Here is a 23,601-nt window from a genome sequence, read left to right as displayed (position 1 = left end):
GTAGTGGCAATATAGGAGTGTGATCTTATGAGAAAAAATAAATGCTTTACTGATGAACAAATATTTCAATTAGCTCTTAAAATAATGGATAATTATGAACTTAAGCTTTCAGACGAAAATGATGATGATATTGATGTAGTAATCGACTTAACATCAAATTATATGAAAGCTTTTTTGCGAATAATTGACCAAATAAATACTTTCTATAGCTAGATTCCAAATTTTTTAGCCACTACTTTTTTTAAAATAATATATTTATTAATTCTTTGAAACCAACTTTAATTTTTTCTATCGCACTTTGCCTTTCTGCTCTTTTAAACAAAGGTTTTAACTTTTCTAATATTTGTATTGTTTCTTCATCAATAACCGCTTTTCTATTTTCCAAATTTACATCCCCTTTCCTTAATATTTTTTGTTTCACTGGACAAACTAACTATGCGGTGTCTAGTAATCTATTAGTGTCAACACCTAAAGCACTAGCTAATTTTTTAACCACCTGTACTGATGGATTGTTTTTAGCCCCTCTTTGTAACTCATATATATAAGTGAGGGATATACCACTTTTAGCTGATAAGATTTTAAAGTCGATTCCTTTTTCCTCACACATTTTTTTTAGGTTCATGTGGTCACCTCCTTGGTATGATTTTATTTTACACTATAGTGTAATTTTTATGCAAGTTGTTTTTACACCATAGCGTAACTTTGTATCAAAATATCTTTCCTTTTCTTTTATTTGCTCAATATATCTACTACTTTTAAATAATTTATGATAAAATAAATTATGCTATAGCGTAAAATGAGGTGATTATTAAAATGGATATTGGTTTAAAAATTAAAGAGCTTAGAATTTCAAAAGGACTTACACGCAAATCCTTTTCAGAGTTAACTGGGATATCACCTAGTTATATAGAACAAATAGAATCCAGTAAGAAAACACCTACAATAGAAACTTTACTTAAAATAACATCTGCATTTAATCTAACTGTATCTGAACTTATTGGAGAAACTAAACCTAACTTAACTCCAGAACTCAAAACCCTTTTGGACAACGCTAAAGATTTAAGTCCAAAACAACTTGAAAAGCTTACTGAGTTTATAAAGTCTATTAAGTAGGTGGTGTATAATTTGTTTAATATAGGCTCTCGTATCAAAGAACTTAGAACTATAAATAATATAACTTCAAGTGAACTATCTTCCAAAGTAGGATTATCTCAACCACAACTTTCTAGAATTGAAAACAATGTGAATACTGCTACTTTTGATACAGTTTTTAAAATCTGTGAAATATTCGATATATCACTAACTGATTTTTTTAATGATAGTTCAACTGATTTAATTCCTGCACATTTCAAGGAATTTATTGAACAAAACAAGAACTTAACACCAGAGCAACTAGAAGCACTTTCAGTTTTCATTAAGACACTTAAATAGGTGTCTTTTTTTATTTAAGCTATAAATTCTTACACTTGATTTAACCAACCCATCAAGAAGTTTCCATTGTTCCACTTAATCTTTTTTATAAACCAATTAATGCTCTAGAATATAAACTTGATTCTATATTCTTCACACTTATAAATGTATTTCTAAGCTCCAGTTCATACTTTTTTCTATTAAGACATATATGTTTTAAATACTCCTCACCTAAAATGTAAATTGTTATAGGCATATACTTAAAATTTGATAAAACCATATTCTTAAAGAAAAGTTGTCTTAATCTTTTCTCAATAGCATATTCATAAAATATTTTTACTTTATTCTTTTCAATACAACTCATAGCTCCCTCTACTAGATAATTTGAAATTATATAACTTAAAATTCTTTGAGTATCTGTATTGTTTTCTAGAATAAATTGAAATTGCTTTTTTGCATTTTCAGTAACGTCACTTTCACAAATAACTAATGCTTTATCTAACAAATCTACTGCTAATTCATCTTGATTCATTAATGCATCTTCTATTTGTTCTAAAATTTTTTTAGAATTCATTGCCATTTTCACCTCTCTTTCCATTGACTACTTTTCTTTATAAGGGTACAAACTATAATTAACCTGTATTATTTTTAGTTGTTTTAAAAACAACTTTTTCATTAAAAAAAATATTATCTATTTCTTCTGGAGTCAATTTTAATATTTCTTTCAATATAGATACTTCTATGCAATTAAATGGAGTTAGCCCATTTTCTTTTCTACTTAAGGAAGATTTAGTAACTCCTAATAATTTTGAAAGCTTTTCTTGTGTATATCCTTTTCTAATTCTAGCAGCTTTAAATTCATTAGTATTCATATTTACCTCCTTTCAGTTGCTTTTCGGTAAACTTTATATTTATATAATATTGCTTTTGAAACAACTTGTCAATACCTTTTTCAAAAAAAGTTTCTCTTTAAACAACTTTAATTTATTTTATCGCAACTTGAGATAAAATATACATTAGGAGGTGATTATTTTATGTCAACCTTTGGTGAACGCTTAAAAGAATTAAGAAAAGAACATAGATTAACGCAGCAAGAATTAGCTGATAATTTTTATTTAAACAAAAGTTCTATATCTAGATATGAAAAAAACCAACAACTTCCAGAAAATGATTTATTACAAAAAATTGCAGACTTTTTTAATGTATCTATAGATTATTTACTTGGAAGAACTGACTTGCTCAAATCTGATACTAAGATAATAAAAAATACTCAATGGGAACCAAAATTAACATCAAAAGATAAAATAGATATAGAAAAAGAAGCAAAAAAAATGATTGAAAATATGGATAAAGCTAATGTAGTAGAGTTTTGTGGAAATGTAGCTGATGAAGAAGATAAAGAATATCTTAGGTTAGCTTATGAAAAATTTTTAACAGATGTAAGAATATATAATAAACAAAAATATACACCTAAAAAGTATAAACAAAATGATAAAGAAAATTAATTTATAAATTAATTTTCTTTATTTGTATAACTAAAACATTGTTAGGGTTAATAGGCATTTTTGGGGGGAATAGCATTGAGAAGTAATATAAAACGAGAGGTTCAAAACTTAATTAAAAAATATAATACAAATAATCCATTCGAAATATCGGAAAAACTTGAAATTTGGATATATGAAGTAGACTTAGGTAATGTAACTGCTCATTATATTTATGAAAAAAGAAAAAAAGTTTTTTTTATAAATCAAAACCTAACTTGTAATGAAAAAATGTTTGCTTGTGCACATGAACTTGGACATGCAGTGCTGCATAGCAAACATAATAAATATTTTAATATTTCATGTACTTTATTTAATAATGAAAAACATGAAATACAAGCAAATGCCTTTGCAGCTGAATTATTGATAGATGATGACTTAATATATAACTATAAGAATTATAGTTTAGAAACTATATCTAAATGTGAGGATATACATCCTTTATTTTTAGAGCTTAAATTTAACAAATAATATCTTTTAATATCTTTGCCTATATTCGAGAGCCTTAGAGCACCAACCCTATAACAAATCCCCTTGCCCTATATATATTAAGTAGGGCATTTTTTAATATTTTCTGAAAACAACTTAATATTATTAAAAACAAAATGGTGTAGATTGTAAATTATGATTAGTAGAATAAATTTCTAGTTAAATTATAGACTAATAAAATATATACTTATTATAAGATAAAACCTATCAAAACAATACACAATAGATGAGGAGTGATAAGATTGGATTACAATATAACTTATAGACAAAAGGACAAGGGCTGGCAATTTATAATAAGTTATAAGGTTAAAGGTAAATGGAAGCAAAAATCTAGGCAAGGCTTTAGTACTAAGAAGGAAGCAAAACCTGCAGCTGAAAAGATGCTTTTAGAATTAAAGGAAAATGAAAATTTAAATGCTGAGTTACGTGACATAACTTTTGCAGAATTTAAAGATATGTATATGGAACATATTAAATTACATATGCAAGGCAATACTATTGCTGCATACAACGCAGCCTTAAAACACTTCAGAAATTTGGATAATACAGAAATGAATAAAATCACAAATATAGATGTTCAAAATTGTATAGATAATATGATAAAAATTAACTTATCATATGGGGCTATAAAAACTTATACTACTAGAATAAAAACACTATTTAATAGTGCTGCAAATAAATATAATGTTATATCAAAGTCACCGGCTGTTAATGTTGAACTAAAAGTAAAAAAAGAACAATCTAATAAAAAAGCACTAACCGAATCTGAATTAAAGGATTTAATAAACAGGACTAAAAATTTTAAATATAAAGCTATTTTTGCCTTAGCTGGAATGTGTGGACTTAGAGCTGGCGAAATACTTGGATTACAATGGAATAACGTTAATTTTAAGGACAATATTATAAAGATAGATTTTCAATGGAAAAAATTAGATAATGGTACGATTGGGTTTGGAGAATTAAAGTCTAAAAATTCTTATAGAACTATTCCTATGCCTTCTTATGTAAAAGAGTTATTGTTAGATTGGGTAAAATATTCACCTATTGATGAAACTAACCGTGTGTTTTTGTATAAAAGTATAAGTACTCCATTAAATTCATTTTCTAGAACTATGAGAACATTAGGTTATAATATAACTATACATGAATTAAGACATACATATGCAACTACTCTAATTTCTAATGGATTAGATTTTAAAACTGTAGCAACTTTAATGGGGCATGATGTGCGCGAGACAATGAATACTTATTCTCATGTTACAAACGATATGATGAACAATGCAATAAGCTTAATTAATAAAATTTTTTAAAATTTATTTTTGACGAATCGTTTGACGAACCTAATATAAACATCGTTTAAATCGCTGTTTTGAAGCATTTATAAGTTAATAGATGAATATTCTATATATAACTATCCAAGTTGGAGTAAAATGTGTAATGAAAATTGGGGTATTACAAATGAAGAAAAAAGAAAATCTGAATTTAATTCTATCATTGATGAACTTAATAATTTATGTGGCCATATAAGATTAGTAAATAGAAATGACTATATTATTATAGGCATTGGACTCAAACCTTCTTTATGTGGAAAAGGTTTTGGAGCTATAATAATGGAATTAGTAAAAGACAAATGCAAGTATAAATATCCGAACAAACCTATTATTTTACAAGTTCGTTCATTTAATAAAAGAGCAATAAAATGTTACACTAAAACAGGTTTTAATATAATAGATACTTATAAAACTAAAACCCCTCTTGGCAATGGAGAATTTGTTAAAATGAAATATACATTTTATAATGACTGTCACTAAATTAATGTACTATACTGTAATTTATATAATGACCGTCACTAAAAAATATACTAAATACACACTTTTAAATTTAAAGTTCAAACTTAAATATAATAATGCACAAAAACACTCTAAATTTTTATTTATTTAAATATTTTATCTACTTACAATAATCATTTATAAAACTATTGATACCATAATTTGTTTCTTTAATAGCATGTCCATTTTAAATACTGATTAAATTTTAAAATTATTAAGCTTTTAAAATTTAATTTATTCAAATAGATATTAAAAAAAGTGCCCGTTTTAACATCATCAGATTATTTGAAATGTTCCTTGTTAAATATTATAACTGGCACTTTTGTTAAATACTAATAAATAATAATGACCGTCACTAAATAGAAACTATACTTATTTAACTTTATTAACTATCATATTTTTAATTTATGAAAATCTACCTTTACTTATATTTAAGGTTTGTACATATTCTTATTTAATTTTATAAAGCTCTTTTTATATTTTTTTAATTTTATTTATATTACATATTTTTCTTTTTCCATGAACTTTTTAAATATATTACTATAGTTGCTATTACATCTTATAAGTTCTATTCCATAATTGGTTAGAGTACATACTCTACTTGTTGTTATTCCCCCCAACACCTTTCCTATCTTAAGAGAACTTATACCACATAGTGATGTAGCCATTAAAGCAAATAATGCTCTTAATTCTTTATTATAACTTCTATTTTTTATTAATAAATCTTCTACTTCTAACCCTATTTCTTCTACTATAAACTGAGCCAACTTACTGACAGAAAAATTTCTTTTCAATATCTCTCTATTATTTACATACTCTACATTTTTAAATTCCATATCTAATTTTATTTCTAATTCTTTGAATTTATTATTTTGAATATTCATAGTATCGTTAAATAGTTTTATATAATCTTTTACTGCAAAGTATTTAAATCTATTTAGTATACTCAATATAAATTCACTATCTACTATATCAAATTCATCTATACCTCCTGAATATGCTTTTATACTTGAAAACTTGTAAGTTTCAGGGGTATTTCTATATCCTACAATGTCCTTTGGATTTCTGTGAATATATAATGATGCTGCAATTAAATACCCATCACTTTCTATTATTGTACTTTCAAATCTTTCTTTATATAACGATCCATTTGAATCATGTTCTTTGTTATAATACTTTGAATATCTTTCCTTCACACTTTTCATAATAACTGATATATCTGTACCATATGAATCCACTATAAGATGTACATAAGTATCCATTAAGCAATAAGCATATACTTTAAATTTATATTTTTGTATACTTTCAGATAATTTTTCCATAAACATTTTTTTATCATATTCATTGTTAAATAATGGTTTTGATTTGCATCCTATTATTCTTACATGGTATATAGCATTTTCTGTTTTTTCCCTTTCAATTCTAGCCAAAACTAAATTCACTCCTATTAATAAATAATTGTCCTTATTTAAAGCTTTGACAATATAAAAATAGTTAATCAAAATCGTAATTATAGAATATATTTATTAAAAGTTATTAAATTTAATGACTGTCACTAATTAAAATTAAAAAAGACACTTAATAACTTATTATTTTGTGTCTTCTTATAATTATTTATTATTAAGTTTTTTTATTTTCCAATCTTTATATCTTACGGCAATATATACAACTAAAGCTCCAAATATAATTGCATAACAATGACTTTTTATCATAATAATATCCCCCACTATAAACTTCATATCTTTATCAAAACATTTATATACAAATACTTATCTTCTAATTTAGATGTAATATTACCTCCTAATTTTTCCACAAGTGATTTAGTTATGGCTAATCCTAACCCAGTATTCTGCCCTGTTCTCATCCTATCCCTTGTAAAAAATCTATCAAACATATGTGATGCATCATACAGTGTCAATTCTGGTGCATAATTTTTAAACTCAACATCTATATATTCATCCTTTCTTTTTAAAGAAATGCTAACTTCTCCTTTAGAGTGTTTTAAGATGTTTTGAATCAAGTTAATAAAAATCCGATTTATTGCATTTTTGTCTGATATAACACACTCTACTTTTTCATCTATATTTATATTAGGTTCTAATCCCTTCGATATAAAATCCTCATAAAACTCTGATATTATCTCACATAAAATATTGCTAACATTAATTTTTTCATAATTAAAATTATATTCATTAGCTTGTAATCTAGATAAATCATAAAAGCTAGTTATTAACATTTGTAATGAATTAGCTCTTTTTTCAATTATATTTATATAATCATTTTTTTCTTCCTTTGATATATCTTCATCTTTAATTAACTGAATATATCCTTTAATAGATGTAAGTGGAGTTCTTAAATCATGTGACATGTTTGCAATAGCTTGCCTTAATTCCACCTCTAGTTCTTTATAGTTTCTTTCTAATTGTTGTTTTAATTTTAAACAACTATTTATTTCTATAGCCAATTCTTCAATATACTTATCAGAAACAGAGATTTTAATTTTTTCATTAGTATCACTTGAATTTATTTTATTAAGATTTTTTTTTATATTTCTAATTTCTTTTCTGTTTAGAAAAAGTTTTAAACTTGTAATACTCAATAATGCAATAAGAATTACTATTAATATATAATGCATCAATTAACCCTTTCTTTATTTAATTTCTTGTTTTCTGAAAATTTTCATACCAATTAAACTAAATACTATTGTATATACAGCCCCTATTAACGCTATACTTATCATTTCACTATTAATACTTTCCATTATTTGAAGCTTAGATAGTTGCGATGTAAGTAATAACTTGTATACATAAATGAAACTCTTTGAAACTTTATATTCCAAATATAATATAATTTGACGAAAATTCAATACAATAATATATAAAATTGCTAATAGAAAATCTTTTTTACAAAATAACATTAATATATTTACAAGAGCTATGCCTCCTAAATATAAAGGTAATCCAACTAAAAACTTAGCTAATAATAGCAATAAACTTGCATTTGAATAGCCTTCATAAGGAATTGTAAATGTGTATATACATGTTATAAAAGTTATCAAACACACTATACAAATTATTATAAAAATTATACTCTCTATAATTATTTTACCTAAAAATATTTTTTCTTTACTTAATCCATAAGAAGCTATGTTCTTTAAAGTTCCTTCTTTAAATTCTTCTAAAAATATTGATGTAAGTATTACTACAAATATCAATATCCCTGCTAAAAACTCATTAGCAATACTTATAAGCACACCTCTAGCTTCCATAGGAGCATTATCTGAAACAACTAAAAAAATAAATACTATTAAAGACATAATAATTAAAGAACTTACATATAATAACGGTCTTCTTAACCATTTGTACATCTCTGCTTTTATATAATTAAACATGTTCTTTTCCCCCTACTAAATCAATGAAATAGTTTTCCAAATTAGCGCCTAACCTTTCTAACGAATAGACCATTACTCCATTTTCAACTAATAACTTATTTATAATTTCTGGTTCATCTAAATGAGTGTAAATCTTTATATTATTCTCAGGTAACACTTCATATTCTTTACATCCAACTTTTTCTTCCAATATAGCTGATGTTTTTTCTGTGTCATTAACTTTAATAGCTAAACATGTTCTACATTTTTCATTCATTTCTTTAGCTGAAATTTCTTCAATTAACATTCCATTATCAATAAATCCAAAGCATGTAGCTAATTGTGCAACTTCTCCTAGTATGTGACTTGATATAAGTATAGTTGTATTTTTAAGTTTATTAAGCTTTAAAAGTATTTCTCTAATCTCTACAATTCCCATAGGATCTAACCCATTAGTAGGTTCATCTAAAACAAGAAAATCTGGATCTCCCATGATAGCTAAAGCGATTCCCAATCTTTGCTTCATACCTAAAGAGAATTTTTTAAATTTCTTATTTCCTACATCCTTTAATCCTACTAATTCTAATGATTCTTTTACAACTTCTTTTTCTACAATACCTCTTTGAATTCTATAATATTCTAAATTTTGCTCAGCAGTAAAATAAGGATAAAATTTTGGAGTTTCAACAATTGAACCTACACGAGAGAGCTCTTTTAATTTTTCTTTTGTAGAGGTTTTTGAAAACAATTCTATTTCCCCATCAGTTTCATCTATTAAAGATAATATAAGTCTTATTATAGTGGTTTTTCCTGCTCCATTTTTTCCAATAAGCCCATATATATCACCTTTTTTAATATTCATATTAACATTATTAACTACAATATTGTTTTTATATCGTTTAGTTAAATTTCTTGTAGCCAAAATAGTTTCTTCCATTTAACTCACCCTTTCTTAAATCTCTATGTGTCTATAATAAAATAAAATGGTCAAGATAAGTTAAAGAAAATATTAAGAATTTATAAAGTTACTCTCCAAGTTTAAAACCTATTCCCCAAACTGTTTTTATATATTCATTTCTATTATCTACTACTGATATTTTAGATCTTATATTACTTATATGTACATTTATAGTTTTATCATCACCTAAGAAATCGTCATTCCAAATTTTTTCAAATAAGTTTGCTCTAGTAAATACCTTCTTAGGATGACTTAAAAGTAACTCTAAGATAGAAAACTCCTTAGCTGTTAATGCTATCTTTTCTCCTTTTACTTTTACTTCTACTAAATCTTTATCTAAAACTAACTCTTTATAAATTAAAGGTTCATTACTTTCTTTTACACTATTAAATTTAGTATATCTTCTTAGCTGTGCTTGTACTCTTGCTAAAACCTCATTTATATCAAAAGGTTTACATATAAAATCATCTGCTCCTAATTTAAGTAAATTTATTTTATCATCTTGAGATTTTTTTGCTGATATAACTATAACTGGCATATTTTTAGTTTCTCTAATATATGAAATAAGTTCTTCTCCTGTCATTCCTGGCAACATTAAATCTAATATTATAAGTTTGAAATCTTCCATATTTATATATAACTTACCTTCTGTTCCGGAATAAGCTGATTTCACATTATATCCTTCTTTTACAAGAATTTTTCTTATAATTCTATTTATATCTTCATCATCTTCTACAACTAAAATATTTATATCTCTATCCATCTTCAATACCTCCATTAAAAATTTCATACAATAATTATACAATATTTTTTATATTAATAAAATTTTATTATAATCTCACCTTATTACAATGCCATCTTTATACTATTATATAAAGAAAAAAATGTATTAATCTCATTAGTACATTTTTTATTATAACTTTAAATTTGCTATTACTTTCAAAATATCATTATTTCTTATCTTTAAATAAAAATATCGTAAAATTCATCACTGAATAAATACGATATCTTTATAACTTAACAATCTATTTATTTTCTATTAGTTGTTTCAAAAGATAATAACGTTTACTCGTTGCAGGATATTCATCTAATTTTAAAACTTCTTTATATCCTAACTTCAGATAAAACTCCCTAGCTTTTAAACTGAAAGTATCAAGAAATGCATATTTACATCCCCTCACTATAGCTTCCGCCTCAAGAGTTTTCAACAACTTAGAACCAATTTTTCTGCCTCTAAACTTTTCATCAACCCACAGCAATGACATTTCTAACCAATTACCGTTGATTTGTGCTATAATACCACCTATTTTATTATTATTTTTATTTTTAACAAAAATAGCTAAAGGCTTGGCTGCTTTTATTCCTAGATTAGAGCAATTATACTTTTTTAAATTACTTTCGATTCCATTAATATCACTTTCCCTTGGAATATCAGTTATTACAAATCTCATAAACCCTCCACCTTAAAACACATGTTCTTATAATCTTTATCTAATAATAATTCCGTTTCCTTCTAACAAAAATTCCATGTCTTATCATTACAATCTAACCTCTCACCTTAAATTACTATCTATTTTTTGACATTATTCATAATTTACAGCATATTTAATCGTTTACTTAGTTTATTAAATACATTCTAAAAAGTTAAATTTTAGGCTTGATTCACATATAACCAGTACAATTAGATATTATATTTTTCCACAGCTAATTGTGGTATGAAAAAGTACTTTTCAAAAAGCTCTCTTGTAAATACCACTACTAAATATGAATCATATGTTATAACTATACTTTTTTTATAAATGTACACATATTAAATGTCTATCTAATATATTACTTAACCAATTATATATAACTGAAATTTCTCCTCTATTTTCATAATATATGAGATATAACATTTGTTAAATCTTCATTCCAACATTTATAATTCAACTATACATACATTTTTATCTTACCTGTTTTTTACTAGTTGTTTCATAAAATAATGACGTTTACTATTTATCGGATAATCTTCCAGCGTGAAAACTTCTTTATATCCTAACTTTAAATAGAAGTCTCTTGCTTGAAAACTAAAAGTATCAAGGAATGAATACCTACAACCTCTTATTATGGCCTCTGCTTCAACATTTTTTAATAACTTTGAACCAATTTTCTTATATCTAATCTTTTCATCTATCCATAATGAAGATATTTCTAACCAATTACCGTGAGTTTTCCCTATAATGCCGCCTATTATATTTTCATTTTCATCATTAACAAAAATGGCTAGTGGTTTAACATTTTTTTCTTCTATATGTGAAAGATTATATTCTATTAAATTATTTAATACTATATCAACATCTTGATCTTTTGGGTTATCTGTCATTGTATATTTCATAATAATTATCACCTTTCTTCTTATTAACACTTGATTAATACATAATAAAAATATGCAAAAATTCATTACTGTTCTTTTATTTTTCAATTATATGCTTTTTCTTATAAGAAGTTTCATTTTTTTAAATTCTATCAATTTCAATATTTTTTATAATAAAATTATATTACCTTTTTAGCATGCTCAAGATAAATAAATCTCATTTCACTGATTTACACTCTATCTATAAGAATCACGCTTTTTCACTTAGGAATTTTATATATAACATTTTCTTTATATTTTCATATCCTTTTCATATCCTACAAAATAATTACAAATTTATTAAAAAAATTATTCATTATTATTATTTATTACAAATATTTTTTTCCAATTATATTATATTTCTACACTTAATATTTTTAACTGTTTATTTTTTACAATTATACCACAATTATATCACAATTCTAAATTTTTTTAATATTCTATCAATATTATTTTTTTATATTTATTATTCTCTTTCAAACCAATTCACTATTTTATATTTTTCAAATCCTAAACTAGTTGCTAATTTCATAGATTCCTCATTATCTTCTTCAATATGGACAAATGGAATTTTATTTTTATTACGAACTTTATTTATTAAATCTATAGTGATATCATGAGCATACCCATTATTCCTATATTGGGGCAAAACATTCAGAAATCCTATAGCACCATCATCCTGTGTAATTGCCCATCCTACTGGTTTATCCATATGACGTATACAAGAATTTACACCTTTAGTTATTCTATTAATTATATAATCAATAGATATGACATCCTTATAATCTGAATTTTCATATATAAACTTAGCATCATCAATATTTAGTTTATCCATAATATTTTTAGGCTCATTTATATTTATTTCATTTTTTAATACTAATTTCATAGTAGATAATCTCCACTTAATTTTATATCCTTCAATTAAAATAGGCATCATCCATTCTTCCACTGCTGCAAAATTTTTATCATCATAATCTATTTTGCTTTTTATTCTTTTTAATTCATCTATTGATTTTAAACTCATATAAACCCACTTTTTATCACTGTTACCTTTAACTATAACTGATTCTCCTATTTGTTCTATATAGATTATTGGATAATTTTCAATAAAATTTATAACATTTATATTTTTAATTTTATCTTTATATAAAAATTTCAATACATCCTTTATATCACTCATTTTTTATTCCCCATACAATTAATTTATTTTTAATACAATTTTATTTAGAGTATTAAGTTTCTATAAATATATATACTTATACAAGTTTAATGACTGTCACTATAAAATCTTAGATATAATAAAAACACCTAATAAATTTCCTAATAAGCGTTTTATATATTTAGTTCATCATATATAATTTAATATTTCCTTTATATTTGGTATTTTCACATGTGGTACTATTTCTAATTTAGCATCATTAATTATATCCTTATTTAACCATATGGTTTTCATACCTAATTCTAAAGCAGGTTTAATATCACTTTCTAAATTATCCCCAACCATTATTGCTTCTTTAGGTGAAATTCCCATTTGTTTTATAGCTGATTCAAAAATTTTTTTATTAGGTTTTCCTATTCTCAATGAATAGCTAAAAGTAAAGTTATCTACTAATTCATAAATTTTTGCCTTTGAAAAACACTCCTTCATAACCTCATCATAATAACAAGTATTGGATATAACACCTATTTTATAACCTTTTTCTTTTATACTTTTTAAAGTTTCATATATATTATCTTCGAACCTAACTTGCTCTCTATATTCTTTGTAAAAACAATGAATTGCTTGTATACATTGTTCTAAACTAAAAGTCAAATCATATTTTTTAAGAAACTCATTAAAAAAGCTTTCAATTGGATATTCTATTCTTTTAATTTTTCTATCTTTTATTCCATCCATCCAAATTCTATAAAAATTATTTTTCACATCTTCAAATGTAATACTTTCATGAAATCTGTTTAAATACTCAGTTAAATAAACTAAACCTTTCATGTCTTTCTCATCATCTGATTGTCCATAATGAAAATGTAATAAAGTATTTCCCATATCAAAAAATATTACCTTAATATTTTTCATAAATTCCTCCATTAACAATAAAATCTATATAATAAATTTAAATTATCTATTTTTCTTTAAATTTATTATATATCCAACTAATAATCCTATAAACGTACCAAGACTTATAAATAAACCAATATTATTAAAAATCACTCCAAATGTTAATCCTATACACATTCCACATGATATGCAAATACATATCCAATCTTCTTCTTTTTTTGTAATATCTTCTTTTTACTTATCTTCATCCATTTTATATCTTCTTCTATTTTAATTTTTTATAAATTATATTTTATATGTTTTTGTTTAAATTCAGTGTATCAATAAATCTTAAAATACATTATACTTTTACTTTTTACTTGTCTATATATTTTATTTCAGTATCCAATAAGGAATAAATATGACTTCCATACCAATTATTATTTAATAATCTAACTGCTCTACATGTTCCCTCTTTTTTCATTCCTATTTTCATCATAACTTTTTCTGAATTAGTATTTTTATCATTACATAACGCTTGTATCCTATGAGCATTTAATTTATTGAATCCAAATTTCATCAATGCTTTTGCTGCTTCTGGAGCATACCCCTTACCAATGTGATCTATATGAATATCCCAACCGATCTCCCATTCTCTAATAGAGTGATCTATCTCCCAAAACCCTAGCTTTCCTACTGGCTGAAAGTCAGGTAACTTTGTAATAACCAAATAGTATCTATTTCTTGGTATTTTATTTATGCATTTAAGTATTTTAGAAAATTTTTCATCAATTTCTTCTTTTGTAGGTATGGTATCTGATTCAAATTTTTGGATAAATTCGCTAGTTTCTAGTTCAAAAAAGAAATCATAATCCTCTGCTACAAATTCTCTTAAACATAATCTATCAGTAAATATATTCATATTTTCCACCTCTTCTATTTCAATCCTTATCTTAAAACTCAAAAAATTTCATGTACTAAATATTTATCAAATTTTTTATATACATAATTCATTTAGACTTTTAATTTACATATATTAAATTTAATTATAAATTATGGTTTTAGAAAATTATATCATACTTATATGGATTTCAAGTTAGCTTTTTAAATTATTTATTCCAAGACCTAATAACTAAAGTATTTATATATATTAATGAAAACTTAAAATTTTATATGTAATTTTTTATGACCATCCATAAATTAAAACATTTTAGCATTTTCCCCCTATAAATACTAGCTATACTAACCTATTAACATTTGTTGTAGGCAATTTAAAACTACTTAAATAACAAAAATAGTTGAAAACACTGATTATAAAAAGTATATTTATACATAGAAGAATAATATTGGAAAGTTTTATGTTATTTAAAGTATTTATAATTTTTTATATAATTTAATATAAAATGACCAAAGGAGGTATATGGGTATGTACAATATAATGCTCGTGGAGGATGATGTAAAACTTGGTACATTGATGAAAAACCACATTGAAAAATATGGTTATGAAGTATGTGTAGTAAATGACTTTTTAAATATAAAAGGAGAATTTATAAAAAATGATCCACAGATTGTTCTTATGGATATCAATCTTCCTTTCTATGATGGCTTTTACTGGTGTCGAGATATAAGAACACTTTCTAATGTACCCATTATTTTTATATCTTCACGAGAATCAGATATGGACCAAGTTATGGCAATAGAAAATGGTGGTGATGACTATATAACAAAACCATTCTCCTATGATCTTTTGATGGCAAAAATAAAAAGCGTTATAAGAAGAGTTTATGGCAGTTATTCTGAAAGTACTAACAATGAAATGTTTGAAGTTAATGGATTATTTATTTATATAAATCAAAACGTTGTAGAGTTTAATAAAAAAAACATAGAATTAAGCAAAAAAGAATTTCAGCTTTTATATTGCTTACTTAAAAATGTAAATAAAATTGTTTCAAGAGAAACTTTACTTGAAGTATTATGGAATGATGTAGATTTTGTAGATGATAACACTTTATCTGTTAATATTACAAGATTAAGAAAACGATTAGAAGAATTAGATATTATAGATGTAATTGAAACAAAAAGAGGACAAGGATATAGAATAATAGATAATTGGAAAATTTAATTTTGTGGGTAGGTGACAAATATGAAATTAAAAGATTTTTTAAAAGATAGAATAGGATATGCACTTATTTACTTTGTAAGTACATCAATAGTTATTTTAATAATGTATTTAACTTTAATTATTAACAAAATAAACCTTCCTAAAACTAATATATTCTATGCCTTTTTAGTTTCAGCAGTATTGTTTATAATCTTTTTATTATATGATTATTTTAAAAATAAATCTTTTTACATCCAATTGAGCCTTATGATTAATTCAAAGGATGAATTAGATTACATGTTAAACTTAGATTGTACTGGAACAATAGAACAACGATTATATAGAAATCTTCTTTTAAAAGTATATAAGATATATGGTGATAAGATTGGAAAATATGAAGAAGAACGTAAGCAATACCTATATTTTACTAATCAATGGGTACATCAGATAAAAACCCCTGTATCTGTAATAAATCTTATCCTTCAAGATCAAAAAAACGAAGAATACAGATCAATATTTGATAGTCTAGCAGAGGAAAATGAAAAAATATCTCATTGCATTGAAATGATGCTTTATAACACTCGACTTAATGAGTTTAATTTAGATTTTAATGTAGAAAGTTTTAATATTATATCTATTGTCAGAAATGTAATTAATCATAATAAAAAATCATTGATACGCAATTTTATATTTCCTAAAATTATTGGCGATGAAGATATTATTGTAGAAACAGATAAAAAATGGCTTTTCTTTGTGATAAATCAAATTTTTGTTAATGCCATAAAATATTCTAAAGATAGCCAAAAAGATAAAAAATATATAACCTTTAAAATAAACCAAGAATCAACAAAAGTTATTTTATCCGTTGCAGACAATGGTATTGGTATTCCTCCTCAAGACCTAAGCAGAATATTTAATGCTTTCTTTACAGGTAAAAACGGGAGAAAAATTGCTGAATCAACTGGTATGGGTATGTACTTATCCAAAAAAATATGTGATGAGCTTGGACATGATTTACTTGTTGAATCCCAAGAAAACCAAGGTACAACTTTTTCTATTGTTTTTCATACTGGTAAAAACATGTTTAAACTATAATCTTTCAATATTGTAAGACTAAAGTATGGCATGAAAGGGAAATCGATACCTTGATTTTCCTATTTTTTTTATAATAAATATAGAGGTTATCACAAAATTTAATTACTTTAAAATAAGCTTATATATTTTAATAGATAACTTATCAATATGAAAAATAGAAAGGAAGTTTAAAATATGTCTGTATTAAAAGGTGTTAACATAACTAAAATATACGGAAGTAATAAAGGTGGTTTGACTGTAAAAGCCCTTGATAGATTCAATATAAATATAGAAAAAGGAGAATTTGTTGGTGTAATGGGACCTTCTGGTAGTGGAAAAAGCACTTTATTAAATATTCTTGCGACTATAGATACAGCGTCTTCAGGAGAATTGCTTATAAATGGTACAAATCCCACTGAGCTAGATGAAAAAAATATTGCCTTATTTAGAAGAAGAGAATTAGGATTTATATTTCAAGATTTTAATCTTTTAGATTCCTTATCTATCAAAGAAAATATTATACTCCCATTAGTACTAGATAAAATTAAGTTAAAAGATATAGAACAAAGAGTTGATGAAATTTCTTCACTTTTAGGAATAAAAAATATCTTGCATAAAAAACCTTATGAAACATCTGGTGGGCAACAACAAAGGTCAGCCTGTGCAAGAGCTCTTATCCATAACCCCTCTATAATTCTTGCAGATGAACCTACAGGAAATTTGGATTCAAAATCTTCTCTAGATGTAATGGAGTCTTTAAACAATTTAAATAATAAAGAAAATGCTACAATTATGATGGTTACTCATGATCCTTTTGCTGCAAGTTTTTGCAAAAGAATTATAATGATTAAAGATGGAAAACAGTTTTTAGAAATTGTACGCGGTGGCAGCAGAGAATTATTTTTCAAAGAAATTATTGATTCATTGTCTATGTTAGGAGGAAAATATAATGACCTTGCGTAGTATTGCTTATAAAAATATTAAAGGTAACTTAAATAAATATATAATGTACTATTTAAGTAATACTTTAGTTGTTATGATATTTTTTATATTTGCAAATTTTATATTTAATCCTGAAGTTAAAAATATAAAAACTATGGGTAACTTAGGACTACTATCAATACAAATAATGTATCTTTGCGAATTTATAATATTAACATTTACTGTAGTATTTACTCTGTATTCAATATCAACCTTTTTAAAATCAAGAGCAAAAGAATTTGGACTACTTTCAATGTTTGGACTTACTAAAAGTGAAATAAGAAACTATATTATGTTTGAAAACTTAATAGTTTCTCTAGCTTCTATAGCAACAGGGATTGTATTTGGAGCATTATTCTCAAAGTTATTTTTCATGGCAATTTCTGCTATTTTAAAGCTTAATTTAGAAATACCATTTTCTATATCTACTAAGGCCCTTATTATAACTTTAGTATGTTTCATTATATTATTTCAATTGATTGGATTTGTAGCAAGTCATAAGGTAAAAAATAATAACATAATAGAACTTCTAAAAGGCTCAAGGATAGCAAAGCCTTCCCCAGAGTTTTCTAAATATAAAGCGATTTTATCTATAATACTTATTTTTCTAGGCTATATTATAGCTGCATCATCAAGTACTTTAATAATTTTAACTATGTTCCCTATTTTAATTCTTGTAGTTACAGGAACTTATTTATTGTATTCTCAATTCAGTGTATATTTTACAAATAAGTTGCAAGAAAACAAGTTAATTTATTATAAAGGTATTAATATGATAACTTTATCTCAAATTATATATAAATTGAAAGATAATGCAAAAATATTATTTATTGTATCGATACTAAGTAGTGTTACTTTAACAGCATCATCCTGTATATATTCTTTGCAAAAAAGTATGCAAAAGGAAATTCAACTAAACTCTCCCCAAGATATAAGTTTTATTGAAAGTGGATTAAATTCTCATGATATAATAATACCTGAAGAAATTGAGTCTATATTAAATTCTAGTGACCATAATATAATTTTTAAAAGTAAAGTTATTTTAATTAAAGCTTTAAATACAGATAATTCTATGAATAATGGTTTTAGTAACAAGAAAGATTTTTACATTATGTCTAATAGTGAATATAACATATTAGCTACTGAATTTGGAAAAACTCCACTTAATCTTAATTACGATGATATAGTTATACATTCCTATAGCAACATGAATCCTAAAAATGAAAAATTATTTTCAAATATAAAATCTTTAAACTTAGATATAGAAGGATTCAATGAAAAATTTAAGATTAAAGATGAAATTATTGGAGGAATTATAAATTCTGATGAGAAAAATGCAAATATAGCTATAATTAACGATAGTAATTATGAGAAAATCTTAAATAGAATTCCTGATGAAAGTAAATATGTTTACTATGGCTACAATATAAATGATTGGATAAATTCATCAGATATCGTATCACAAATTAAATCTATGGTTCCTAAAGACAAAGAAACTATGTTTAACGAAAGAGTACTCGGATTTCTCACATTTATGAACGGGATGTCACTATTTTTCTTTATAGGAACGTTCATTGCAATATTATTTTTTATAGCCACAGGAAGTATATTGTATTTTAAAATGTTTACTGAAATTCAAAAAGACAAACAAGAATTTATCTCTCTTAAAAAAATGGGGATGTCAAAGGATGAAGTAAAAACTATTATAAGTATTCAATGCTTTATAATGTTTTTCTTACCTTTTGTAGTAGCCTTTAGCCACACAGCCTTTGCTATAAAATCATTAAGTAATCTTCTTGGTGAAAGTTTGAGCATATATTTATTAACTATAGTAGCCATATACCTACTACTTCAAACCAGTTACTATTTCTTTTCAAAATCAATATATACAAAGCAAATTAATAATTGGGAATTATAATTTTTAAAGTTAACTTATAATCATATCCATTATTTAATCTTTATTAATTCTATAAAATATAAAACACCGTATAATTAAAATCTAATAATGCGGTGTTTTATTAATAATTAAGATTATTATTCCTCTATAAATTGTATTAGTTCTTTATTAAACTTCTCCTTCTGATCATAAAACAATCCATGTCCACTACTTTCAAATGCTATAAGTTTTGAGTTTCTAATACCTTGATTTTGAGCTTGAGCTAATGGAAAAAGACAAACCTTATCATGAATACCGTGCAATATTAATGTTGGAACATTTATTTTTTCCAAATCAGAAAATAACCCTTCTTCATTTAACCATGAATTAGCTACTGATGCCGTAGACCATCCTGCAGCTTCCAACCCTAATTGGAAAAACCAATCTGAAAAAGCTTCAGTTATGTGTTGAAAGAAAAACATATTTCCAAAATCTCTTAACATCTTAGGTCTATCATCATAGGTTCCCTTAATTATGTCATCTACATCTTTTTTTTCTAATCCATATGGAAAATATGATCTTTTTATTAGACTTGGTGCTGCTGCTGCGAAAAGCGCAAGCTTAGACACACTTGCTTCATTGTGTCTAGCCATATACCTTATAGCAATTGCTCCGCCTGTAGAATGTCCGGACAATATAACATTTTTTAAGTCTAAAGCTTCAATTACAGCCTTAACATCATCTGCTAATCTATTGTAGTCATACCCTGTAAAAGGTTTATCCGATTTGCCAAATCCTCTTTGATCTATACCTATGCATCTATACCCCATTTTAGGAAGTTGATCAAATTGATATTCAAATAGTTTATGACTTCCAGGCCAACCATGTAAAAATACAATTGTCTTTTTACCTTTTGGATTAAGATCTTCCACATAAATATTTATATTTTCTTCTACCTCAACATAATATCCCACTCAAATACCTCTCTTAATAACTATTTTTCATTAACATTTTATTCCACCAAATCAAATAGGTGAATTCAAAATAGAATTTATATTAAAATCATATATTTTACTCTTTTAATCAATAACCTCTTAAATAAATTAAGGGAGATCATTTATGATCTCCCTAGAAATTGATACAATATAAACATTCTCTTAAACCACATCATTAAATAAAAATTCACATGTATTTTACAACATTTATAATATTTTAAATATTTTTAGTATTACTTTTACCTTTTATTTAAAAATTATTTGTGTAGTAATCCTTCTTCAGTTTGTTCAAACATTATTGATTTTTCAGAAGGTCTAAAAGTTCCAGTATTCTCATCTCTTCCTTGTAGTAAATATTTTGCATCTTCCTTACCAACACTTTCAGAAGCAAGTTTGCTTAATTCCCCTATTTCACCATCTTTAAGTCTATTAATTATTAACCCAATCTTAGTATCTTCAAAATCTTTTAGCATAGCTACATCCCCAGCACTATCTCCTGCTACAAGAATAGGTCCATAACCTTTTTCAGAAGCTAAAAATCTTTTTATTGTTTTAGTCTTTCCTGCTCCTTGAGTTTGATCATATCCCTCTTTAAATTCAGGAACTATAACATTATCCTTTCTTTGAAGCTCCATAGCCATTATATTTTGCTCTGGTACATTATATTTATACTTAGGGTTAGAAGCAAATGTTTTAACAATATCAACAAAACTTGCACTGCACACGTATACATCTATTCCATTTTCCATTAATGTATTGTATAAATTTTGTTGTTCTTCTAAAGTTCTTAATCCACTATTATAAGAAACTGATACAACCCCTGCTTTGCCTGGTAATTCTTCAGGACTTGTTAAACTTTTTACCCCTATTTTTTCATTTAATGCATTATCAATACCTTTTTCTGCTAATTCTTTAACTTCATTTTCATTCATTCCTGCAAATAAATATGTAACCCAAGGATAACTTATATCTGCTGAAAATGTTTTTCCTATAGAATCATATAAATATCTTGTTTTAGCAATAAAATCTTTATATTCTGAAGTTTTTTTCATATCTTCAAGAGTTTTATCACCTTTCATTCCTTTATAATTTTCATAAATAAATTTATAATCTGAATCTATATCTTCAGCTATTAAATCTATATTTACAGGTTGTCCATCTTTATTGTTACATTTTTCATTAAAATTATCTTTAGGTATATCTTTTCTAAGTACTTTTGACAATTCCTCTGGAGACATCTTAAATTCTAAATTTTCAAGTTGATATATTAATAGAGCTTCCTCTACATCATTATAAATTGATGTATTATCCCAATCTACTACAATATATGGTTTTTTATTTTCGTCATAGTTTTTGCCTTTAATTCCATTTTCTTCAATAAGTTTATTTAATGCATTAAAGTTATTTTCTGACCAATTTAATTTTTGTAATTTAACCTCATCTTTTTTTACATCACTTGCTACATTTTTATTTTCTTGAGTTTCTGTGTTTTGATTTTTTCCACATCCCACTAAAGTTCCTACTGTTAAACAAGTTACCATTAATAATGCTAAAATTCTTTTATTTTTCAATTTATTTACTCCCCTTCTTTACAAAACTTTTTAATCTTTTGCATTTTTTACTTTAGCAGTTTAAGTAGAATGTTTAAAAATAAATTTAAATTATTTTTTATTATATCAATTACTTGCGATGTAAATATTTAATTAAACACTTTGTTTTTAACTATAATATAAAAAGTTTCTTTACTAACTATATTTTTTGTCTCTTTTGTAATACATACCAATTGTACCATATTTTTAAATTAAATTATATATTATTACATAAATATATAATTTTTATTATAATAAAACATATGTATTTATGTATATTTTGTTGAAATGTTGTATAATTTTTTAAGTACAATAAAAGAGTTGCTTTTGTTATCAAAACAACTCTTTATAAACTTTAACCTTATTGTAATTTTTTTAAGTTACATCTTATATAATATAAAATTTCAGTCATCTTTTCTAAACCTTATAAGTCCCTATCTTTTACTTATAAATTCCTTCAGTATATCATTAAATAGTTTTTAAATGTATTCATCATATAATTAATTTTATTTATAGCAGTTATACTTGTTTTCTTCTCTTTTTCTTTTAGCATTAATACTAATATAAGATCCTTCAACTATATTTTTATAACCTTTTTTTATCAATATATTTTTTATATAATCTATATTAGGGCATCTATCATAATGATGATTATCAGTTACCATACAAGATGATAAATGAATAACAACCTGATCTTTATTAAGATTATATTTTTTATATACTTTTTTAGAAAAATGCTCTAATTTAGAAGCAACGCCCTTTCCACAACATCCACCACAAGTAAATGAAATATATCTTATATTATTATCGTATTCTTTAAACATTTCATCTCTATTATAAAATGCATCAGTACAAGCAAAACCACTACACCTCTTATGTGCAATTTCACATTGAATTATAATAACGTATTTAACTTCCATATTTCCCTCCATTTTTTACTAAATAAATATTAAAATTAAAC

At 24.8% G+C, this 23,601-nt stretch carries 29 protein-coding genes; 11 read left to right on the top strand and 18 right to left on the bottom strand.

What is annotated here, in order from left to right:
* The first annotated feature begins 27 nt into the window (after positions 1-27).
* Complete coding sequence (locus KQI36_RS14330; protein WP_216451470.1) at positions 28-213, top strand: hypothetical protein; 186 nt, start codon at positions 28-30, stop codon at positions 211-213.
* A 28-nt stretch (positions 214-241) separates the two neighbouring features.
* Here KQI36_RS14330 and KQI36_RS14325 read toward each other — a convergent pair whose 3' ends face one another.
* Together KQI36_RS14325 and KQI36_RS14320 are read right to left on the bottom strand one after the other, a co-directional pair.
* Positions 242-385: a hypothetical protein gene (locus KQI36_RS14325; RefSeq protein ID WP_216451469.1), complete on the bottom strand. Its 144-nt coding sequence runs from the start codon at positions 383-385 to the stop codon at positions 242-244.
* Between the two features lie 48 nt (positions 386-433).
* Positions 434-622 carry a helix-turn-helix domain-containing protein gene (locus tag KQI36_RS14320; protein WP_216451468.1) on the bottom strand — a complete coding sequence of 63 codons (189 nt, stop codon included), beginning with the start codon at positions 620-622 and terminating at the stop codon, positions 434-436.
* A gap of 191 nt (positions 623-813) precedes the next feature.
* Between KQI36_RS14320 and KQI36_RS14315 the strand changes: the two genes are divergently transcribed.
* The gene (locus tag KQI36_RS14315) at positions 814-1,113 is read left to right on the top strand and encodes a helix-turn-helix domain-containing protein (RefSeq protein ID WP_216451467.1); all 300 of its coding nucleotides are present in this window, start codon (positions 814-816) and stop codon (positions 1,111-1,113) included.
* A gap of 3 nt (positions 1,114-1,116) precedes the next feature.
* Positions 1,117-1,431 (top strand): helix-turn-helix domain-containing protein, encoded by a 315-nt coding sequence (locus KQI36_RS14310; protein WP_342357393.1) that lies wholly within the window; start codon positions 1,117-1,119, stop codon positions 1,429-1,431.
* A gap of 85 nt (positions 1,432-1,516) precedes the next feature.
* Here KQI36_RS14310 and KQI36_RS14305 read toward each other — a convergent pair whose 3' ends face one another.
* Both KQI36_RS14305 and KQI36_RS14300 read right to left on the bottom strand, forming a co-directional pair.
* Positions 1,517-1,984, bottom strand: a complete 468-nt coding sequence (locus KQI36_RS14305; RefSeq protein ID WP_216451465.1) for a hypothetical protein — start codon at positions 1,982-1,984, stop codon at positions 1,517-1,519.
* 58 nt (positions 1,985-2,042) lie between these two features.
* Positions 2,043-2,282: a helix-turn-helix domain-containing protein gene (locus KQI36_RS14300; RefSeq protein WP_216451463.1), complete on the bottom strand. Its 240-nt coding sequence runs from the start codon at positions 2,280-2,282 to the stop codon at positions 2,043-2,045.
* A 162-nt stretch (positions 2,283-2,444) separates the two neighbouring features.
* On the opposite strand from KQI36_RS14300, the gene KQI36_RS14295 reads away from it, so the two are divergent.
* The 4 genes from KQI36_RS14295 (at position 2,445) to KQI36_RS14280 (ending at position 5,251) form a co-directional block, all read left to right on the top strand.
* The gene (locus tag KQI36_RS14295; protein WP_216451461.1) at positions 2,445-2,915 is read left to right on the top strand and encodes a helix-turn-helix domain-containing protein; all 471 of its coding nucleotides are present in this window, start codon (positions 2,445-2,447) and stop codon (positions 2,913-2,915) included.
* A 75-nt stretch (positions 2,916-2,990) separates the two neighbouring features.
* Positions 2,991-3,422 (top strand): ImmA/IrrE family metallo-endopeptidase, encoded by a 432-nt coding sequence (locus KQI36_RS14290; protein ID WP_216451460.1) that lies wholly within the window; start codon positions 2,991-2,993, stop codon positions 3,420-3,422.
* Positions 3,423-3,682: 260 nt separating this feature from the next.
* Positions 3,683-4,750 (top strand): site-specific integrase, encoded by a 1,068-nt coding sequence (locus KQI36_RS14285; RefSeq protein WP_216451458.1) that lies wholly within the window; start codon positions 3,683-3,685, stop codon positions 4,748-4,750.
* A 66-nt stretch (positions 4,751-4,816) separates the two neighbouring features.
* Positions 4,817-5,251: a GNAT family N-acetyltransferase gene (locus tag KQI36_RS14280; protein ID WP_342357396.1), complete on the top strand. Its 435-nt coding sequence runs from the start codon at positions 4,817-4,819 to the stop codon at positions 5,249-5,251.
* A gap of 512 nt (positions 5,252-5,763) precedes the next feature.
* Here KQI36_RS14280 and KQI36_RS14275 read toward each other — a convergent pair.
* From KQI36_RS14275 to KQI36_RS14230, 11 genes are all read right to left on the bottom strand, one after another.
* Positions 5,764-6,699: a transposase gene (locus KQI36_RS14275; protein WP_216451454.1), complete on the bottom strand. Its 936-nt coding sequence runs from the start codon at positions 6,697-6,699 to the stop codon at positions 5,764-5,766.
* A gap of 305 nt (positions 6,700-7,004) precedes the next feature.
* Positions 7,005-7,904, bottom strand: a complete 900-nt coding sequence (locus KQI36_RS14270) for a sensor histidine kinase (RefSeq protein WP_244991606.1) — start codon at positions 7,902-7,904, stop codon at positions 7,005-7,007.
* 15 nt (positions 7,905-7,919) lie between these two features.
* Positions 7,920-8,660 (bottom strand): ABC transporter permease, encoded by a 741-nt coding sequence (locus KQI36_RS14265; RefSeq protein WP_216451452.1) that lies wholly within the window; start codon positions 8,658-8,660, stop codon positions 7,920-7,922.
* Entirely contained in the window at positions 8,653-9,576 is a 924-nt protein-coding gene (locus KQI36_RS14260; protein ID WP_216451450.1) for an ATP-binding cassette domain-containing protein, read from the bottom strand. The genes KQI36_RS14265 and KQI36_RS14260 overlap by 8 nt, the downstream gene beginning before the upstream one ends.
* 88 nt (positions 9,577-9,664) lie before the next feature.
* Complete coding sequence (locus tag KQI36_RS14255) at positions 9,665-10,360, bottom strand: response regulator transcription factor (RefSeq protein ID WP_010295744.1); 696 nt, start codon at positions 10,358-10,360, stop codon at positions 9,665-9,667.
* A 262-nt stretch (positions 10,361-10,622) separates the two neighbouring features.
* A complete protein-coding gene (locus KQI36_RS14250; protein WP_216451448.1) occupies positions 10,623-11,048 on the bottom strand; it encodes a GNAT family N-acetyltransferase in 426 nt (141 codons plus the stop codon).
* Positions 11,049-11,545: 497 nt separating this feature from the next.
* Complete coding sequence (locus tag KQI36_RS14245; RefSeq protein ID WP_216451446.1) at positions 11,546-11,971, bottom strand: GNAT family N-acetyltransferase; 426 nt, start codon at positions 11,969-11,971, stop codon at positions 11,546-11,548.
* A 484-nt stretch (positions 11,972-12,455) separates the two neighbouring features.
* Positions 12,456-13,169, bottom strand: coding sequence for a GNAT family N-acetyltransferase (locus tag KQI36_RS14240; protein WP_244991604.1), 714 nt, complete (start codon positions 13,167-13,169; stop codon positions 12,456-12,458).
* A 168-nt stretch (positions 13,170-13,337) separates the two neighbouring features.
* Entirely contained in the window at positions 13,338-14,063 is a 726-nt protein-coding gene (locus KQI36_RS14235; RefSeq protein ID WP_216451445.1) for an HAD family hydrolase, read from the bottom strand.
* A 42-nt stretch (positions 14,064-14,105) separates the two neighbouring features.
* Positions 14,106-14,234: a glycine zipper domain-containing protein gene (locus KQI36_RS18000; RefSeq protein ID WP_483400431.1), complete on the bottom strand. Its 129-nt coding sequence runs from the start codon at positions 14,232-14,234 to the stop codon at positions 14,106-14,108.
* Positions 14,235-14,400: 166 nt separating this feature from the next.
* On the bottom strand, positions 14,401-14,946 hold the full coding sequence (locus KQI36_RS14230) for a GNAT family N-acetyltransferase (RefSeq protein WP_216451443.1): 546 nt from the start codon (positions 14,944-14,946) through the stop codon (positions 14,401-14,403).
* Positions 14,947-15,450: 504 nt separating this feature from the next.
* Between KQI36_RS14230 and KQI36_RS14225 the strand changes: the two genes are divergently transcribed.
* The 4 genes from KQI36_RS14225 (at position 15,451) to KQI36_RS14210 (ending at position 20,098) form a co-directional block, all read left to right on the top strand.
* Positions 15,451-16,146 (top strand): response regulator transcription factor, encoded by a 696-nt coding sequence (locus tag KQI36_RS14225; RefSeq protein ID WP_216451441.1) that lies wholly within the window; start codon positions 15,451-15,453, stop codon positions 16,144-16,146.
* Between the two features lie 21 nt (positions 16,147-16,167).
* On the top strand, positions 16,168-17,220 hold the full coding sequence (locus tag KQI36_RS14220) for a sensor histidine kinase (RefSeq protein ID WP_216451439.1): 1,053 nt from the start codon (positions 16,168-16,170) through the stop codon (positions 17,218-17,220).
* A gap of 174 nt (positions 17,221-17,394) precedes the next feature.
* Positions 17,395-18,162, top strand: coding sequence for an ABC transporter ATP-binding protein (locus KQI36_RS14215; RefSeq protein WP_216451438.1), 768 nt, complete (start codon positions 17,395-17,397; stop codon positions 18,160-18,162).
* Entirely contained in the window at positions 18,149-20,098 is a 1,950-nt protein-coding gene (locus KQI36_RS14210) for an FtsX-like permease family protein (protein WP_216451437.1), read from the top strand. The genes KQI36_RS14215 and KQI36_RS14210 overlap by 14 nt, the downstream gene beginning before the upstream one ends.
* 116 nt (positions 20,099-20,214) lie before the next feature.
* On the opposite strand, the gene KQI36_RS14205 is transcribed toward KQI36_RS14210, so the two are convergent.
* From KQI36_RS14205 to KQI36_RS14195, 3 genes are all read right to left on the bottom strand, one after another.
* Positions 20,215-21,030 carry an alpha/beta fold hydrolase gene (locus KQI36_RS14205; protein WP_216451436.1) on the bottom strand — a complete coding sequence of 272 codons (816 nt, stop codon included), beginning with the start codon at positions 21,028-21,030 and terminating at the stop codon, positions 20,215-20,217.
* A gap of 278 nt (positions 21,031-21,308) precedes the next feature.
* Positions 21,309-22,622: an HAD family hydrolase gene (locus KQI36_RS14200; protein ID WP_244991603.1), complete on the bottom strand. Its 1,314-nt coding sequence runs from the start codon at positions 22,620-22,622 to the stop codon at positions 21,309-21,311.
* Between the two features lie 524 nt (positions 22,623-23,146).
* Positions 23,147-23,560, bottom strand: a complete 414-nt coding sequence (locus tag KQI36_RS14195; RefSeq protein ID WP_216451434.1) for a CGGC domain-containing protein — start codon at positions 23,558-23,560, stop codon at positions 23,147-23,149.
* Positions 23,561-23,601: the final 41 nt, after the last annotated feature.

Origin of the sequence: Clostridium senegalense (genome assembly GCF_018916625.1) — a bacterium.
GTDB classification, from domain to species: domain Bacteria; phylum Bacillota; class Clostridia; order Clostridiales; family Clostridiaceae; genus Clostridium_J; species Clostridium_J senegalense.
Note: the sequence above shows the minus strand (reverse complement) of the source record. Positions and strands in the feature narration are given on the sequence as shown.

What these genes read in the sequence shown, in the direction of transcription:
- KQI36_RS14315 (WP_216451467.1), top strand. Translation starts at nt 814, where the DNA reads ATGGATATTGGTTTAAAAATTAAAGAGCTTAGAATTTCAAAAGGACTT.
- KQI36_RS14330 (WP_216451470.1), top strand. Translation starts at nt 28, where the DNA reads ATGAGAAAAAATAAATGCTTTACTGATGAACAAATATTTCAATTAGCT.
- KQI36_RS14305 (WP_216451465.1), bottom strand. Translation starts at nt 1,984, where the DNA reads ATGAATTCTAAAAAAATTTTAGAACAAATAGAAGATGCATTAATGAAT.
- KQI36_RS14320 (WP_216451468.1), bottom strand. Translation starts at nt 622, where the DNA reads ATGAACCTAAAAAAAATGTGTGAGGAAAAAGGAATCGACTTTAAAATC.
- KQI36_RS14235 (WP_216451445.1), bottom strand. Translation starts at nt 14,063, where the DNA reads ATGAAAAATATTAAGGTAATATTTTTTGATATGGGAAATACTTTATTA.
- KQI36_RS14270 (WP_244991606.1), bottom strand. Translation starts at nt 7,904, where the DNA reads ATGCATTATATATTAATAGTAATTCTTATTGCATTATTGAGTATTACA.
- KQI36_RS14260 (WP_216451450.1), bottom strand. Translation starts at nt 9,576, where the DNA reads ATGGAAGAAACTATTTTGGCTACAAGAAATTTAACTAAACGATATAAA.
- KQI36_RS14215 (WP_216451438.1), top strand. Translation starts at nt 17,395, where the DNA reads ATGTCTGTATTAAAAGGTGTTAACATAACTAAAATATACGGAAGTAAT.
- KQI36_RS14195 (WP_216451434.1), bottom strand. Translation starts at nt 23,560, where the DNA reads ATGGAAGTTAAATACGTTATTATAATTCAATGTGAAATTGCACATAAG.
- KQI36_RS14255 (WP_010295744.1), bottom strand. Translation starts at nt 10,360, where the DNA reads ATGGATAGAGATATAAATATTTTAGTTGTAGAAGATGATGAAGATATA.
- KQI36_RS14265 (WP_216451452.1), bottom strand. Translation starts at nt 8,660, where the DNA reads ATGTTTAATTATATAAAAGCAGAGATGTACAAATGGTTAAGAAGACCG.
- KQI36_RS14250 (WP_216451448.1), bottom strand. Translation starts at nt 11,048, where the DNA reads ATGAGATTTGTAATAACTGATATTCCAAGGGAAAGTGATATTAATGGA.
- KQI36_RS14225 (WP_216451441.1), top strand. Translation starts at nt 15,451, where the DNA reads ATGTACAATATAATGCTCGTGGAGGATGATGTAAAACTTGGTACATTG.
- KQI36_RS14210 (WP_216451437.1), top strand. Translation starts at nt 18,149, where the DNA reads ATGACCTTGCGTAGTATTGCTTATAAAAATATTAAAGGTAACTTAAAT.
- KQI36_RS14300 (WP_216451463.1), bottom strand. Translation starts at nt 2,282, where the DNA reads ATGAATACTAATGAATTTAAAGCTGCTAGAATTAGAAAAGGATATACA.
- KQI36_RS14230 (WP_216451443.1), bottom strand. Translation starts at nt 14,946, where the DNA reads ATGAATATATTTACTGATAGATTATGTTTAAGAGAATTTGTAGCAGAG.
- KQI36_RS14295 (WP_216451461.1), top strand. Translation starts at nt 2,445, where the DNA reads ATGTCAACCTTTGGTGAACGCTTAAAAGAATTAAGAAAAGAACATAGA.
- KQI36_RS14220 (WP_216451439.1), top strand. Translation starts at nt 16,168, where the DNA reads ATGAAATTAAAAGATTTTTTAAAAGATAGAATAGGATATGCACTTATT.
- KQI36_RS14240 (WP_244991604.1), bottom strand. Translation starts at nt 13,169, where the DNA reads ATGAGTGATATAAAGGATGTATTGAAATTTTTATATAAAGATAAAATT.
- KQI36_RS14245 (WP_216451446.1), bottom strand. Translation starts at nt 11,971, where the DNA reads ATGAAATATACAATGACAGATAACCCAAAAGATCAAGATGTTGATATA.